We start from the raw sequence: 15,241 nt of genomic DNA, 5'->3' as shown, positions 1-15,241 counted from the left end.
ATGTCGAACCTTGCAAGTCGGCGACCGGGTCGAAGGGGTTGCGACGTTGGACGCTTACAACGGCGGCATCTGCATAGAGTGCGGAGCAAAGCTGAAACAGTCCGGCTGTGCTGGAGAGATCGGATATCGCAACGCTAACGACGCAGTGGACCAGGAGTATCACCGCATTATCAGAGAGCTACCTGCGAACCCGGGCTATCAGACCGACGGGTTCGTCAGTGGTCGCGTGTTCGTATCAGGCGAGGTTGTCCCGAACGGCGCAGATGGAGGACCAACGCTAAACGCCGAAGTCATCAAGCGACCCAGCGAATAACGTCTGCGGCTCCGGACCCTTAGCGGACCTTCTCGGTCCAGTCTCGAAACGCCTCGAGAAGTGAACGGAGGGTGAGTGGCCCTCCCGCACCTTGGAAGGAGTTGTCTTCCGTCCAACACGTCCACCACTCCGTCTCGTGGTCTCGGTTGTGCCAGACCCGTTCGAGGGTGCGCCCGTCGCAATCGGTCCCGCTGAGATCGATCTTTATCAGCCACCCCGGATTGTCGATGGTCCCGATGGAAGGACCGAACCCATGCTCCCAGTCGCCATCGCACTGAGCTTCATACCAGTGGGCCAGCCAGTCCAGAACGTCCATGCGGCGAGCCTACAGAATCCGGACGGTATGAGAAGCAATGTCCGCTTTCCACCCTAGCGGACGTTCACGCTGCCTGGCTGATCAAGTCGGCGAAGCGCCATGACCGGACGTTGGCATCAGTCCCGAAAGCAGACGTTCAGCGGGTCGATTGTCGAAGGTCCGCTACGACGGCGTCCTGAACCGCGAGCGCATCCTGCCGGAGAACTGGCTGGAGTATGTCTCCACGCCGTCCGGCCCCCAGCCCATGGACGAGCAGGGTGCACCAGCGCTGGTCTACAATAAAAAGTTGTGTCAAGTTTCTTGCAGGTAAAGCGCGGGGGCGACTTTGATAAGACTGATTGGGTTGATGGCGGCCGCCTTGGCTTTGGCGTCTTGCACACACCTAGAGCCGCCGCCGCCGCTTATAGGGGCGTCCGAGGTTTATGGTCCTAATTCTTCCATATCCCCGGATTCGGGAACGGCGACGAAGTCCCAAGGCCAGGCTGACACCACAACCTTGCTGAACGACTTCGCACGGTCTCGTCTCGATGCATCTAACGCGCCAACTGACGGCATTAAGGCACAGGCCCTGTTGCGCTCGGGCGTCGAGGTCATTCGGACCCGGTGCGATCTGTATTTCCGGCGCTTGGGGGCGGGAACGCGAGATGTGCGGTCGCTGGACCGGCAGCTTAATCTCATCGAGACAGCGGTCGTCGCGGCCTTGGCGCTGGCCGACACCCCGGACGCCGACACCATCGCGTCCGTGCCCTTGGTTGCAGCGTTCTTGGGTGGAACAACGAACAATGTGGCCGACGCCTATCTGTTTTCGCCGGACACCCAGCGCGTAAAAGGTTTGGCCGATCGCGCCATGAACGTGATCGAGAACGAGTACAGCACCGGGCGCAGCCAAGTAGCGAGCTATCAGGACGCGTTGCGTGGGATCCGGATGGCGCAGGACGTCTGCACTGTTCACGGACTCAAATATCTGGTCGATCAAGCCGTGAGTGGTGGTGATCCCGTACCGCGATATGACACCACTGCTGACATCACGCCGCTCGCCGAAGTGAAGGCAAACGTCGGCAATCTGCTCGGGGGGATAGTCGTCACCGACGATATTCTCACCGCGGTCTATTGGCATGTGCAAGGGGTAGATGCGGCCCATGCACAAAGAGCCTGCGAGGCGCTTCCGGTGACTGCTCGAACAGCCTTCTGCCAGGGCACCCCCCTAGCGCCGAAGGCCTCGATCGACGCGACGTTACGCGCAGAACTGCTGGAAGAGTTCAACGAGGTTGAGCGGCGCTACCCTGGCGCGCTTCAGAGCGCGCTTGCGCGGGCGCAGCTACCAGCCGCGTTCGTCGCCGGGGTAGGCCTAGTGGGACTGCCACCATTGGCTCCGGCGCGTTCGTCGAGCTTTGTGCTGGACGTTCGGTAATCCGGGGTCGCGCGGCCCCTCGTAGAAAGGATAACGCCCCAGTGGCCCTTTGCGAGTCACATGGGTCGGCGTAGCGCCATAAGCGGTCGTTGGCCTCTCGGCAGAATTGCGACATTCGATCTGCTACAGGTTGTTGCGGAGCAGATGCACACGGCTGTGGCATATGAGACGGTTATGGAGCGGGGTTATCTATGTTTGACGAGTGGTGCCACACCACGGTCCAGAAGAATGGGCTGAAGCAGTACATCACCATCGTCGAGAAACCGGGCGGCCGGGCCGCCATCAAAGATGAGCTCGTGGAGGCGGTGCGAGGCCACTACGACGACCTGGAACGAATTGCGGACGATGTTGAAGCTCTCGGCTATGACGGCGCGGCGGAGATCCTCAAGGAATTGCTGCCCACCGGCGTGCGGGCGCGGGCCGGCGATCTCGGCGAAATCTTGGCGTCCGAACTGACGGTCGAACAACTGGAATTCGACGTGCCGGTGCGGCGCATGCGGTTCAAGGACGGCCGTGAAGTGCCCATGCGGGGCGACGATTTCATCGGCGTGAACTATGCGGCCGACGATGGCGGCCTCTGGCTTCTCAAGGGCGAATCCAAGAGCCGCCGGACCCTGGGCAAGACGACGATCACTCAAGCGCGCAAGGCGCTGCGCCGGGATGACGGTCGGTGCACGCCGTCGTCTCTCTTGTTCATCGCCAACCGGCTGCTGGAGGGCGACGACGAGCAGAAGGACTTGGGCCGACGCATCCGCAACGAAGTGGGCCGCAAGGCGCTGGCGAAGAACCGTATCGACCACGCGCTATTCACGATGTCGGGCAACGGTCCGATCCCAGCGTTGGTCGCGGACTACAACGACGCGGAGGCGGGCCGCAATCACGCGGTGATCAACCTGCACATCGCTGACTACGCCGACTTTATCTCCGAGGTTTTTATCGCAGCAGGCGACCTTGGAGACGCCTGACGAACTTCAGGCGTTCCTGGTCGAGATGATCCAGCCCGGGCTGTGGGGGCAACTCCTGGCACGCGGGTCGGCATGGTCGCTGATGCGGCAGGACGGCGTCTTGCCCGATGGGGCGCCGGCCTTCGGCAGGACCATCGACGCGGACTTGGCCGAATATGCGTTCTCAGTGCTGCGCGCCGCACTGGCGCTCAAGGAGACGGGCGAGGGTGACGAACTCTCCACCCGGGCTTTCGAACGCGCAGCGAATGCCTTTGAGTCACTGGTGCGCAACGGCGATGCCGCTTTCTCGGAGCGCGGCTTTTATCGCCTTCTAGCCGCCGCCGGCTATCACCTGGCTGGCTATTCGGCCATCGCTTTTTCGCTGTTCTCGGAGATTGAGGGGTCGCTCAACACGACCGTCGGCGAAGACGCCGTGGTTCGGCTGATCCTGCGCGACCTGCACGGGCTTCGCCGGTTAACACGCGACTGGCTGGAGGCCGAGGAGAATACGGACGACGCCATCACCGCGGGCTTGGAAGACGGTGAGATTGACGCCGACGACGCGATCGCCCTCATCCTGAACGGCGTGTTGTGCCGCAGTCTCGCCCATTACGATTTCGCCCTACAGACGGGGGACGGACGCCATTACGCCCGGGCCTTGGCGATCCTCGACCGTGGGGTGAGGTTGGCGAACCATGCGGCCAACGTCCCGATGTGGTGGGTGATCCGGATCTGCAGGGCGCTACTGTCAGACCTGTGGGGGCATTCGCTGCACCAGGTGCTGCCCGGCGAGCCGCCCGAGGGCGGGGCCGACCTCTACCCCCGCTATCGCGACCTCTTCATCCGCAGTCTGTACGGCCGTCGCGTGGCTGAAGTGGAACTTTGGCCCTCACAACGGGAGGCGGCCGCCCGCTCCACCGACCTGACCGACGACCTCGTCGTCGCCTTGCCGACCAGCGCCGGGAAGACCCGCGTGGCCGAACTCGCCGCCCTCATGACCCTGTCGGTGGGCAAGCGCGTCCTAATCGTCACGCCGCTGCGCGCGCTGTCGGCGCAGACCGAACGCTCCTTCCGCAAGACCTTCGCGCCCCTCGGTTTCAAGGTCTCATCCCTCTACGGCGCCTCCGGCGTCTCGGAAGGTGACGCGGATGCGCTGCGCACCCGGTCGATCGTTATCGCCACGCCGGAGAAACTGGATTTCGCCCTCCGCAGCGACCCGACGCTGATCGACGATGTCGGGCTGATTGTGTTGGACGAGGGCCATCTGATCGGGCCGTCGGAGCGGGAGATCCGCTACGAGATCTTGGTGCAGCGGCTCCTCCGGCGCGGCGATGCGGCCGACCGCCGGATTGTCTGCCTGTCGGCGATCCTGCCGGAGGGAGAAGCACTGGACGATCTGACGTCTTGGATCAGGAGCGACGCCCCGGGCGAGCCCGTCAAGTCGATCTGGAGGCCGACCCGGCAGCGGTTCGGCTCGCTCACCTGGCAGGGACACTCGGCGCGACTGGGGTTCGATCTCGAAGCGCAGGGACCGTTCGTCGCCCGTTTCGTCGAGCAGTTGCCGCCACGGGGCCAGGAGAAAAACCCGTACCCACGCAACGTCCAAGACCTCAGCGTCATGGCCGGCTGGAAGTTCGCCCAACAGGGCAAGCGGACTTTGGTGTTCGTCACCCAGGCCAATTGGGTCGAAGGTTTCGGCAAGGCGGCGCTGAACCTTGTTCGGCGCGGCTACCTGCCGCGCCTGGTGGAGGACGCGGCACCGCTGGCGCGGGCCTTGGAGGTGGGCCGCGAGTGGCTGGGCCCGGATCATTGCGCCGTGAAGGCGCTGGAGATCGGCGTCGCCATCCATCACGGAAAGCTGCCAAACCCGTTCCTGCGCGAGCTTGAGTTGCTGCTCGGCGAAGGGGTCATCAAGGTGATCGTGGCCTCTCCGACGCTGTCCCAGGGCCTCAACCTAAACGCGGCGGTGCTCCTGGCTCCGTACTTGGTCCGCTCCGGCCAGCCGATCACGGGCGAGGAGTTCGCCAATGTCGCTGGCCGGGCGGGTCGCGCGTTCGTTGACGTGGAAGGTCTGGTGGCCCACGTCATAACCGAGAATGCCGACTACAAGATGGAGCAATGGCGCCAACTCGTCGCGTCGGCGCGGGCGCGCAAGCTTGAGAGCGGCTTGGTCCAGGTCATCTCCGCCGTCATTGAGAAGTTGACCGCCACCGGCGTCTTCGCCCGTGCCGACGCATATGAATATCTGGCCAACAACCTGATGGGATGGCGTACCGCTGAGCAGCCTGCTGGCGCCGCTGGCCATGACGATGAAGAGACCGAGGACACCTTGCCGGTCCTGGTCGAGAAGCTGGACGCCATGGTGTTCGGCTTGGTCGAAGCCTTGGACGCCGACAGCGCCGAGCTGCCGAAACTCCTCGACGAGGCCCTAAACGGCTCGCTATGGGCGCGCCAGATCGCCCGGCTCGACGCCAACCAGGCCGACTGGCACCGGTTTATCCTGCGCACGCGAGCCGCCCTGATATGGGCGCACACCACGTCGGAGACCAGACGCGGACACTACGCCATGGGGGTCGGCCTGGACTCCGGGCTCGTCTTGGACGGTTTGGCCGAGGAGCTTGCTGTACTCATTGACCAAGCTGACTTGGCGGCGATCCAGGCCGACGCCGACACGCTCGGCGACACCCTAGTGGAACTGGCGAGCCGTATCCTTGTGATCCGTCCCTTCGCGCTCGATGGCGGCTTGCCGGTGGGCTGGCAGGCTATCCTGCGTCAGTGGATCTCTGGGGCGGATGTCGCCTTGATCGGCGCCGATCGGATGAAGACCGTCGAAGACGCGTTCGCCTACAAGCTGGTCTGGGCGCTGGAGGCGATCCGCACGCGGCGTGTGACCCAGGGCTGGGAGCCCGACCTGGTCGCTGGCGGAGCCGCCGCGGCAGTGGAGACCGGGGTCCCGAGCTTCATGGCGGCGATGCTGATCCGGGCCGGGTTGCCGTCGCGCCGCGCGGCGATGGCGGCCATCGAGGCCGGCGACGCGGCGTTCTTCGACCTCGACGGCATGAAGCTGTGGCTCGAAAGCCAGGAGATCGTGGCGCTCACGGCCCAAGCGGGTTGGCCGACAGCCGAAACCCAGGACCTTTGGCGCCGTTTCCACGCCGACGTCCTGGGCGCCGCAGCACCCGCCTGGCGCACGACGAGCGTTCGCCGTCGGCTACATCCCCAACCCGGCCAGCCGCGACCGGCCGATGGCGAATACCGACTGGAGATCGACCCGGCGACCCACTTCGCTTGGGTGTTGACGGCCGACTTCCGACGGCTGGCGCGGATCGAACGGTGGGTGATCGACGAGCACCCGGCGCTGTACCGCGTGTCCTTCATCGCCGGGGACAACCTTGCGCATGTCGAACGGGTCGGTCCCGGCTCGGCGACATGGGAGCCTGCGGCATGACGGCGGCAAAAGCTCCGCGCCTACCGCCCGGAAGTGGACAGCCCGAACTTCTCTTCGGAGTTAGGCGCGGTAGCTTGTGATGTCGGCGATGCGCCAACAGCGGACATTGACCCGCATCCCGAAAGCGGACGCCCACAGTCCGAAGGTCCGATGCCCGCTTCAGAGCTGACTGAGGACATTGCGAAGTCGTCGACGAGAACCCGGGTCGTGACTGCCAATCGTCACGCAAATTCGCAAGGACGCGACGGTACTGATCAGGCCGACCTTTCGGGGGGCCCGCATCGCGCCAAATAGACCGACCCAACCCTGAGCCACGAGGTTGACCTGCATCGTCTCGACTGCCGCTGCCCAGGCGACCCTCCTCAGGTGGATTGAGGCGGAGCCGGCGATCTCGCAACCCGTAGCATCCACTGTTCTGCGATAAACGGTCCTGAGGAAAACTCACCTTCTTCACACTTTAAGCAAGCGCATGGCCACAGCACTGGAAGCTCAGTCAAAATGCTTGCCCAGGTAGCCGATCCGGACCCTCGGAGACGTATCCGCTGTCGCGAAGTAGATCCGGACGCACAGTGGCGGAGCAACCCCGTCGCTCGGCTTGGCGTGGAGCTCGCAATAAGTCTGCTGGCCCTGAATGCTAAAGGTTCGCCGCTTCTGCTCCGCGCGACTTGCGCGGGTCGTACGGGACTCGCCGCTGGCGTCCACTCCCAAGTCGCGCAGCCACATGGGGATGGTGTTTCCGAGAGGACCGGCCTCTAACGCCCGAGAGAGTTCCGCCAGCGTATCGAGGTATCGCAAAACCTTGTCTGGCGGTCCCGCTTCGGCCTGAAGCGTCGTCACCGTCTCATCAAGCTGCTCACCGAAGACCAGCACGTCGCCATGTCTAGACCGCGCGATATTGAGCGCTTCTCGCACGGTCTCAGGCGGCGGCTCTTCCCGCACGCCTGCGCTCTCGGTCGGCCGGGACTGCAGCGCAATGGTGAGGGCCTCAACATTGGCGTTCAACGTCTCGATCTGACTGTCGCGCTGATCGAGGTGCTCTCTAAGTTCGGCGATCTCCTGTTGAAGCAGGCTGACCGGATCGCCTTCGTGATCGTTCGCTCGACCTTTCGCGGCGGCGGCACCCGCCTTCAGGAACTGATCCATCGCCCGATCGTCGGATAGGAAAGCTGACGCCTCCAGAAGCCGTTCGCGGAGCTGCGACCTCACTCGGTCCCGGGCTTCGATCGCCGAGCCGTCCCGGCGGGTCAGACTGTCGTAGGTCCACAAGGGGTGATTGCGGAACTGTTCTTTGTTAACCCGGAACGGCCAAAACAGACGCACCGCGCCGTTGTATACTGACCATTCCTTGCCGAGCCGTTCGGTGATTCTCCAGGCGGCGTCGGCGGACAATCTGACCACATGCCCTAAGCCGCATAGATCGGCGGCCAGTCGTGCGTCTAGGTCGCTGGCGAGCGTCTCGCCCTCAAACTCCGAGACCACAACCAGTGGCAGGCGCCTCTGCCTGAACTCAAGCAGTTGCAGGAACGTGTCGACTCCATCTGGTCCGATGTTGTGAACCCTGGCGGCCACGCCTTCTGCGGTCGGCGACGCTCGCCATCCAAGATCGAGCGCGATGATCTCCCGCACGAAGCGGGGAATGTGGAGGTCGATGTTCGGAGGAGCCAAGCCCCCATCTACCGATATCGAGAGCGTGCAGTTGAAGTGCAGGACGTCGGCCTTGGCCAGAACCCGCACATAGGTCCGTAGCTGGCCTCCCGTAACCGGCTCAAGCACCTCGAAGGAAGACTGGGCCATATCTTCGACGGCCTCATCACGGCGATCTAGTAAGGCCTCGGTCTGGGATTTGTTGATAAATGAAGCGCCGCTTGTGTCAGCCGTGAACTTCCATTCCGCCCAGGCATCTAGGACCGCCATGACCCGATCCCGCGCGCCTGGCGCATTCGGCGCGACCGCTTGAACCTTTCCGACAACCTGCATGATGATCCCCCACCAGCCCAAACCCTAAGCTGTATCCGTTTTCTACTTCGCTCAAGTGACTTGCACCGGCGCAATGGCGGGCGGTCTCGGTCGGGACTTCCCACACTCTATCCAACTCGCCTTAACCGCCACCTGTCGGTAATGCGCCATCCAACGCAGAGACGGACCACATCTGTGACGAACTCGCCAGCAGGCCTTTGGAACAGACGACCGGTGTCAATCATCTCAGGTCCACGCGACGTCGTTCGGATCTCTCGTTGCGCGCGCCTCCGAGTCCGCGCGACGTCGGTTCCGTTGTCGGACGCGAAGCCAGGGCGGATTGCGGCGTAAGCGGCTGGGAGCGATCGGTGATCTAGAGGGCAATCGCCTTGGAGGCCATCGAGCTTACGAGACAGTGGTGCAGCAAGAGCACTCTGAGGGTCAACGGCAAGAGAGGAATTGACGATGACGACTGATCCGTTCCGCCCCGCTGCCGAGACGGCCATGCGCCAGGAGCAGACCTTCAACCAAGTCCCCGAAACGGTAATCAACAGCGCGCAAAGAGCTATCCGCCGCCCTGTGGACATCAGGTCCGTTGTTGACCAAGGGATCCTGGTCGCTATCGTCCCCGCTCAGTCTGAGCGTGGGGGAATCGCAGACAACAATGGTAAGGCAAGCGGCTGCCCCAGCGACCCGAACGGCAGCGCTGGTTCGAGCGAGGCAGGGAAAGAAGGACGAGTTTTACACGCAGCTCGTCGACATCGAGCAAGAGCTGAAGCACTACCGCGAACAACTGCGCGGCAAAGTCATCCTCTGCAACTGCGATGACCCGTACGAGAGCAATTTCTTCAAGTACTTCGCCCTCAACTTCAATCTTTTGGGCCTGAGGAAGCTCATCGCCACGAGCTATGGCGGCTCGCCTCTCGCCGGGGGGCTTCTCCCTCTCTTGGAGATCGAGGGTCTGAAGCCTGAGGGCCGTGAGCCCTACGCCATCGAGATCGTCGAGGTGCCGGATTTCAAAGGTCGCGGCACCACAGACCTGACGGATGTGGAGTTTCTTCTTCGTAGCGACGCCAACACCTGCCGGATGATGAACCCGGATGGCGTCTATGCTGCTGGAGATTTTCGTAGCGAAGAAAGCGTCGCGTTCCTGAGGGAGGCCGACGTTGTGGTCACGAACCCCCCTTTCTCGCTGTTCCGCGAATACGTGGCCCAGTTAGTTGAGTACAAGAAGAACTTCATCATCTTGGGGAACGTCAATGCCGTTACCTACAAGGAGATTTTCAAGCTCATTCAGGACAACAAGCTTTGGTTTGGCGAAAGCATCCATAGCGGCGACCGCGAGTTCCGCGTCCCGGATCATTACCCGCTGGATGCAGCCGGCACCCGGGTCGATGAGAGTGGGAACAAGTACATCCGCGTGAAAGGCGTTCGCTGGTTCACCAACATGGATGTTCCCAAGCGCCACCAGACAATCCCGCTCTACAAGAAGTACACGCCGGACGAATATCCCACCTACGCGAACTACGACGCGATCGAGGTGGGAAAGACCGCTGAAATTCCGCGCGACTACGACGGCAAGATGGGAGTGCCAATCACGTTCTTGGACAAGTATAACCCCGATCAGTTCGAGATCATCGGGACAAGTCGAGCCGTTGGGCGGGCTATGTCAGAGATCGCGGAAAAGGGAACCTACGCCGCTGGTGGAACGCGCTTCTACCTCGACAATGGCGACGGCACCTACAAGTGCCAATACGACCGGATTGCGATCCGCAGGCGGGGCGCATGAAGATTGAAATGCATGAAGTGAAGGTCCGCGATCTGTTTGCGGGCTTCGTGGATGCAGGAGAGGAGGGCGTCCGCGGCTACAGCGGCAAGCTGAACATTCGTCCGAAGTACCAGCGCGAGTTCGTCTACGACCCAAAAAAGCGAAATGCGGTGATCGAGACCGTCTCGAAGGGCTTCCCTCTGAACACAATGTACTGGGCGGTCGCCGGTGACGAGTTCGAGCTCATGGACGGGCAGCAGCGGACGATCAGCATCTGCCAGTTCGTGAACAACGACTTCTCCCTCGAAATCGACGGGACCACGAAATATTTCCACAGCTTGTCGGAAAATCGGCGCGAGCAAATCCTCGATTACGAGCTAAGTGTCTACGTCTGCGAGGGCGCGGAATCCGAGAAGCTTGACTGGTTTAAGATCATCAACATCGCGGGCTCCCCGCTCACCGATCAGGAGCTTAGAAACGCGATCTACACTGGCCCTTGGCTGTCGGACGCGAAGACGTGGTTTTCAAAGACCGGCGCACCTGCTGCCGCCATTGGCGACAAGCTCGTGAACGGCACGCCTATCCGCCAGGAGTTGCTCGAACGATCGCTCGAATGGATTTCTGGCGGCAAGGACAACATCGAAAATTACATGTCGGCACATCAGTTCGATCCGAACGCCAAGCCGCTGTGGGATTATTTCGAAAACGTCATCGAGTGGGCCAGCGCGACCTTCCCCTACTACCGCAAGGAGATGAAGGGGCTGCCATGGGGCACGCTCTACAACGCTCACAAGGACAAGAAATTCGACCCTGAAGCGCTCGAAAAGCGCGTCTCCGTGCTCATGCAGGACCGCGAAATTACGAAGCCATCGGGCATCTATGAGTATCTACTTACCGGAAGCGAGCGCACGCTAAATCTTCGGGCTTTCGATGACCGGGACAAGCGCGGTGCGTACGAAAAGCAGAAGGGTATCTGCCCGGTCTGCACGAAGCACTACAAGTACGAGGAAATGGACGGCGACCACATCGAGCCCTGGAGCAAGGGCGGCAAGACGATCCCGGAGAACTGCCAGATGCTCTGCAAGCGGGATAACCGCCTGAAAAGCGGTTATTGATCGCCCAACAAATTCACGCTCCTGCCAGTTATAAGCAAGCGCGGAACCCACGCCGCCTGCCTCTGAGCCGTCGTTCCGAAAGTCGGGCACGAGTTTGAAGCGCGACCTCCCCCCTGCCCTCGCCGTCGCATGAGACGCTGGCTGGAAAGCGGACGTCGCCAACCGCCGCTTAGAGTCAAATGGAGACATCCTCCAGATAACGGGTGCGGGCGTTGGAACCTGTGTGGACAGGCCTGGAACTTTCAGGCGCCGCCGCACCGATTGTTTACGCCCTTTCGGATCGTGAACCCCTCGCTGATCCAGGCGGCGTCCTATGGAGCCAGCGCCCGCTCGGACAACCTATATCGGCTCTAATGGACAAGCCAAGATAAACACCCGTTCCGGTTGGTTTGGCCTTGCGCCAGTCCGAGGCTTCCCTGAGACTCGGATCATGAAACGCGCCCTGAGAAAGCTGCCGGCGAGCAAACGACGCGAGCTGGATCGCGCCGTGGACATCATCACGGAGAGCTTCGCGAAGGCCACGGCGACGCGCAAGGCGGACCGGCTGCGCGACGGCCGGATCCTGAAGGTCATCCTGTACGGCAGCTACGCGCGAGGCGACTGGGTCGATGATCCGGTCGGGCGCTATTTTTCCGACTTCGACCTGCTGGTCGTCGTCGATCATGAGGATCTGCTCGACGTCGACTTCTGGGAAGATGCGGAGAGCCAACTCCTGAACGAGCTGTCGTCAGGATCGATGCGGACGCCCGTGAGCCTGATCGTGCACAGCCTCGATGACGTGAACTGGAAGCTGGAACACGGGCGGAGCTTCTTCATCGACATCGTCCGCGATGGCGTCGTGCTGCATGACACTGACGGCGCGAGCTTCGTCCAGCCGCAACCTCTTCCCCCGCAGACCGCGCTTGAAGAAGCGACCGAACACTTCGCGGATTGGACGGAAAGCGTTCATGAGTTCCTCGAAACTGCAGCGTTCACCCAGGGACGTGGGTTCACCCGAAAAGCTGCGTTCCAACTCCACCAAGCCACCGAGACCCTTTACCAAGGCCTCCTGCTCGTCCTGACCCTCTACGCGCCTCGCGCCCACAACCTCGTGCGCCTGCGCAAGATGACGGAGCCTCTCGTTCCCCGTCTCGCCGAGGTCTGGCCCCACGAGACCAAGTTCCAGAAGCGCTGCTTCGAGCTGCTGCGCGCCGCCTACGTCAAATCCCGCTACTCGCGGCACTACCGGATCACCGACGAGGAGTTGGCCTATCTGACCGAGCGGATCGCGCTGCTGCGCGAGATCGTCCACGACGCCTGTGAAGCGCGTCTGACCGCCTTGCGCGAGGCCGCCGCCGGATAGCCGGGGAGCGCGGCGCCGACGTCGAGCCGCTTCGCACCTCAACGTCCGACGGCCGGCCTTCGCTGGAAAACGCGCTCATCGACTTGTGAGGTGCCCGAGCGTTGCGGTTCTGGTTTCCTGACGCGACCCGTCAACGGAGACTGACCCATGAACCACATCTTCGGCACCTTCGCCGTCGCCTTCGTCATGGCCACGGCCCTGATCAAATATCTCGAGTCCCGCTCCAAGCTGGCCCTCAAGCGCGAAACCGACCCGGCCCGCCTGGAAACGATCACCGCCAATCTGGATCGACAGAGCCACGGCGTGGCGGCCCTCGGCCTGGCCGCCGCGGTCGCGGCGGCGGTCGCCTGGATCGTCCAGTCGGCCTGATCGAGGTCGGCACGGAGGCTCTCGGGGAAGGATTCCCGTGCGCTGCAGGTCATGCGGGGTCCGGGGCGGGCGGCCCGAGGGCGTGTCCCTCGACGAAACAGCCCCCAAGCCCGCGTCCGCCGTCGCCGTGAGGGCGTTCCGCATGATCGCGCCGACAAAAAAAGCCGCGCGCCCCAAAGGGCGCGCGGCGCGTTTTCTCCCTCTCGGCGGGCCTATTCGGCGGCGAAGGAATACCCGTCCTCGGTCACCGGCGCGTCCTCCCCGGCCTCCTCCTCTTCGGGCGGCGTCACGCGCAACACCGCCGGAAGCCAGCCCTTCCCCTCGACCAGCCTTTCCGCCGCCTCGGCCATGTCGCTCTTCTTGAACCCAGCGATGCGGCCCGCCTCCTCGGCGCTGACCGCCTCGGCCACCGCCTCCAGCACCCGCGCCTTCGGAACCCGGCTGAAATAGCTCGCCGCCGTCGCGGACCACGTCCCGGCCATGTCGAGCCCGACCGCCGTCGCCAGCGTCTCGGCCTGAGCCAAGGCGCCGGGCCGCCGGTCGTGCGGATCGCGCACGGCGTAGAGGCCGACCCCGGCGCAACAGGCCATCAGGTCCAGTTGATCCGAGGGCGCGAGGGCGGCCACCACGGCCCAGAGGTCTTCCGGGCGCTCAGGCAGACGCGCGCCCCACGCCTCGCACCGGTCGCGCACCCGCCGACCGGCGGGGCCGTCATCGACCCCCGGCGCCAGCCGCTCCAGCCCGGTCGCCGTCAGCCGAAGCTGCAGCGGCGTCCAGACTCCATAGCCGGGATAGAAGACCTGCAGGGCGAGGGCGTGAACCACCGTCGCAAGCGCCGCAGTCACATCGGCCTGCACCGCGTCGCGCAGCCCCATGGTCTTGTGGGCGGTCAGATCGATGACCAGCCGGTCCGACAGGGCCGAAGCCGCCGCCTCGCCCGACGCCTCCGCCCCGAACGCCGGTCCAGCCTCCGGCCCGGCCCCGTCCCGCGCGCCGCTCTCCGCCCCGTCCTCCTCCCAGGGCGGCGGTTCGGCGACCATGTCCTCGGCGCGCACCAGCCCGCGCTCGAAGCGGGCCAGGCCGTCATGGCCGAGCATGACCATGACCCCGGCGCGGGCCTTGGCCTCGGCGGAATAGTCGAAGTCCGGACCGAAGGCCTGCAAGGCCTTGTCGATCGCCTCGAGCCGAGCGTCCGCCTCCGGCGACAGGCCCTCCGCCCCCGCTTCGGAGACGAGCCGGTCGTAGTCCTCGGAGAGGGCGGCGATCTCGGCGGCGTCCGCCTCCGAGCGCTCGACGGCGACCGCATAGACCCGACCGAACGCGGACACGTCCGGATACTCCAGACCGGCCTCGGCCCAGGCCCAGCCTTCGCGCTCGCGCGCCTCGTCCGCCAGACCGGCCAGCTTGTCGCCGACCAGCCGGTCCAGCAGGGCGACGTCCTCGAGCCAGCCGCCGCCGTCCTCGGTGAACAGGTCGCGCAGCACCGGCCCGCCCGCCGCCTCATAGGCCTCGACCCCGACGAAGCGGACGCGCCGGTCGTCGGCCCGCACCTTGGCCTCGGTCATGGCCCGCCGGATCGCATAGACCGGCATGTGCTGGCCGCCCATCTGCGCCAGCACCTGCCGCTGGCGGTCCCGGTCGTCGCTGACGCAGAAGGCCATCAGCTGGTCGAGCGCCAGCGTCCCCGCCCGATAGGCCGCCATCAGCTCGGGCGCCGCCGCCCCCAGCCGCAGCCGCTGGCGCACCACAGGGGCCGACACCCCGAACCGGGCGCCGATCTCGTCCGGACCATAGCCCCTCTCCACCGCCAGCCGCTGGAAGGCCTCGAACTGGTCGGCGGGATGCATGGCCTCGCGGGTCATGTTCTCGTCGAGGCTGATCTCATGGGCGTCGTTGTCGGCGTCCACGATGACCCGCACCGAATGGGTCCGCTTGATCGCCTTGCGCCGGGCCAGCAGCCGCAGGCCCTGACGGCGCCCCTCGCCGATGGTGACGAGGTAGTTCCCGGTTGGAACGCCCTCCCCGTCCCGCTCGATCTCGACCACGGGCGGCTGCAACACCCCCTTGGCCTTGATGGAGGCCGCGAAGGCCTCGATGGCCGCCGCGCTGTGCGGGGTCTTCCTCGCATTCTTCGGCGAGGCCTTGAGCCGGTTGAGCGGTACGACGAGCTCCGCGCCGTGCGCAGGCCCCTCCGTCCCGCCGGGCGCCGCGCGCGCGGCGCCCATCGCGGGGGTTTCGATCTCTTGAGCGGTCATGTCT

10 protein-coding genes are annotated in these 15,241 nt (G+C 64.1%); 7 read left to right on the top strand and 3 right to left on the bottom strand.

Features of this window, described 5'->3' with window-relative positions; all coding sequences use genetic code 11:
• Nucleotides 1–332: 332 nt before the first annotated feature.
• Nucleotides 333–629: an immunity 53 family protein gene (locus AC07NB_RS13205; RefSeq protein ID WP_494571355.1), complete on the bottom strand. Its 297-nt coding sequence runs from the start codon at nt 627–629 to the stop codon at nt 333–335.
• Between the two features lie 496 nt (nt 630–1,125).
• On the opposite strand from AC07NB_RS13205, the gene AC07NB_RS13200 reads away from it, so the two are divergent.
• The 3 genes from AC07NB_RS13200 (at nt 1,126) to AC07NB_RS13190 (ending at nt 6,432) form a co-directional block, all read left to right on the top strand.
• Nucleotides 1,126–2,040 (top strand): hypothetical protein, encoded by a 915-nt coding sequence (locus tag AC07NB_RS13200; protein WP_494571356.1) that lies wholly within the window; start codon nt 1,126–1,128, stop codon nt 2,038–2,040.
• Between the two features lie 191 nt (nt 2,041–2,231).
• Nucleotides 2,232–3,005 (top strand): Hachiman antiphage defense system protein HamA, encoded by a 774-nt coding sequence (locus AC07NB_RS13195; protein WP_494571357.1) that lies wholly within the window; start codon nt 2,232–2,234, stop codon nt 3,003–3,005.
• Nucleotides 3,006–3,696: 691 nt separating this feature from the next.
• Nucleotides 3,697–6,432 carry a DEAD/DEAH box helicase gene (locus tag AC07NB_RS13190; RefSeq protein ID WP_494571486.1) on the top strand — a complete coding sequence of 912 codons (2,736 nt, stop codon included), beginning with the start codon at nt 3,697–3,699 and terminating at the stop codon, nt 6,430–6,432.
• Nucleotides 6,433–6,921: 489 nt separating this feature from the next.
• Here the strand turns inward: AC07NB_RS13190 and AC07NB_RS13185 are convergent, their stop codons facing one another.
• A complete protein-coding gene (locus AC07NB_RS13185) occupies nt 6,922–8,409 on the bottom strand; it encodes a hypothetical protein (protein WP_494571358.1) in 1,488 nt (495 codons plus the stop codon).
• 643 nt (nt 8,410–9,052) lie between these two features.
• Between AC07NB_RS13185 and AC07NB_RS13180 the strand changes: the two genes are divergently transcribed.
• The 4 genes from AC07NB_RS13180 to AC07NB_RS13165 all read left to right on the top strand — a co-directional run bounded on the left by AC07NB_RS13180 (nt 9,053) and on the right by AC07NB_RS13165 (nt 12,982).
• Entirely contained in the window at nt 9,053–10,177 is a 1,125-nt protein-coding gene (locus AC07NB_RS13180) for an adenine-specific methyltransferase EcoRI family protein (protein WP_494571359.1), read from the top strand.
• Entirely contained in the window at nt 10,174–11,271 is a 1,098-nt protein-coding gene (locus tag AC07NB_RS13175) for a GmrSD restriction endonuclease domain-containing protein (RefSeq protein WP_494571360.1), read from the top strand. The genes AC07NB_RS13180 and AC07NB_RS13175 overlap by 4 nt, the downstream gene beginning before the upstream one ends.
• Before the next feature lie 430 nt (nt 11,272–11,701).
• Nucleotides 11,702–12,613 carry a HEPN domain-containing protein gene (locus AC07NB_RS13170; protein ID WP_494571361.1) on the top strand — a complete coding sequence of 304 codons (912 nt, stop codon included), beginning with the start codon at nt 11,702–11,704 and terminating at the stop codon, nt 12,611–12,613.
• Nucleotides 12,614–12,760: 147 nt separating this feature from the next.
• Entirely contained in the window at nt 12,761–12,982 is a 222-nt protein-coding gene (locus AC07NB_RS13165) for a hypothetical protein (RefSeq protein WP_494571362.1), read from the top strand.
• Between the two features lie 212 nt (nt 12,983–13,194).
• On the opposite strand, the gene AC07NB_RS13160 is transcribed toward AC07NB_RS13165, so the two are convergent.
• Nucleotides 13,195–15,237 (bottom strand): ParB/RepB/Spo0J family partition protein, encoded by a 2,043-nt coding sequence (locus tag AC07NB_RS13160; protein WP_494571363.1) that lies wholly within the window; start codon nt 15,235–15,237, stop codon nt 13,195–13,197.
• Nucleotides 15,238–15,241: the final 4 nt, after the last annotated feature.

It is taken from the genome of Brevundimonas sp. GW821-FHT09G01, from assembly GCF_059416065.1.
The sequence above is the reverse complement of the archived record's forward strand: the minus strand, read 5'-3'. Positions and strand labels throughout refer to the sequence as shown.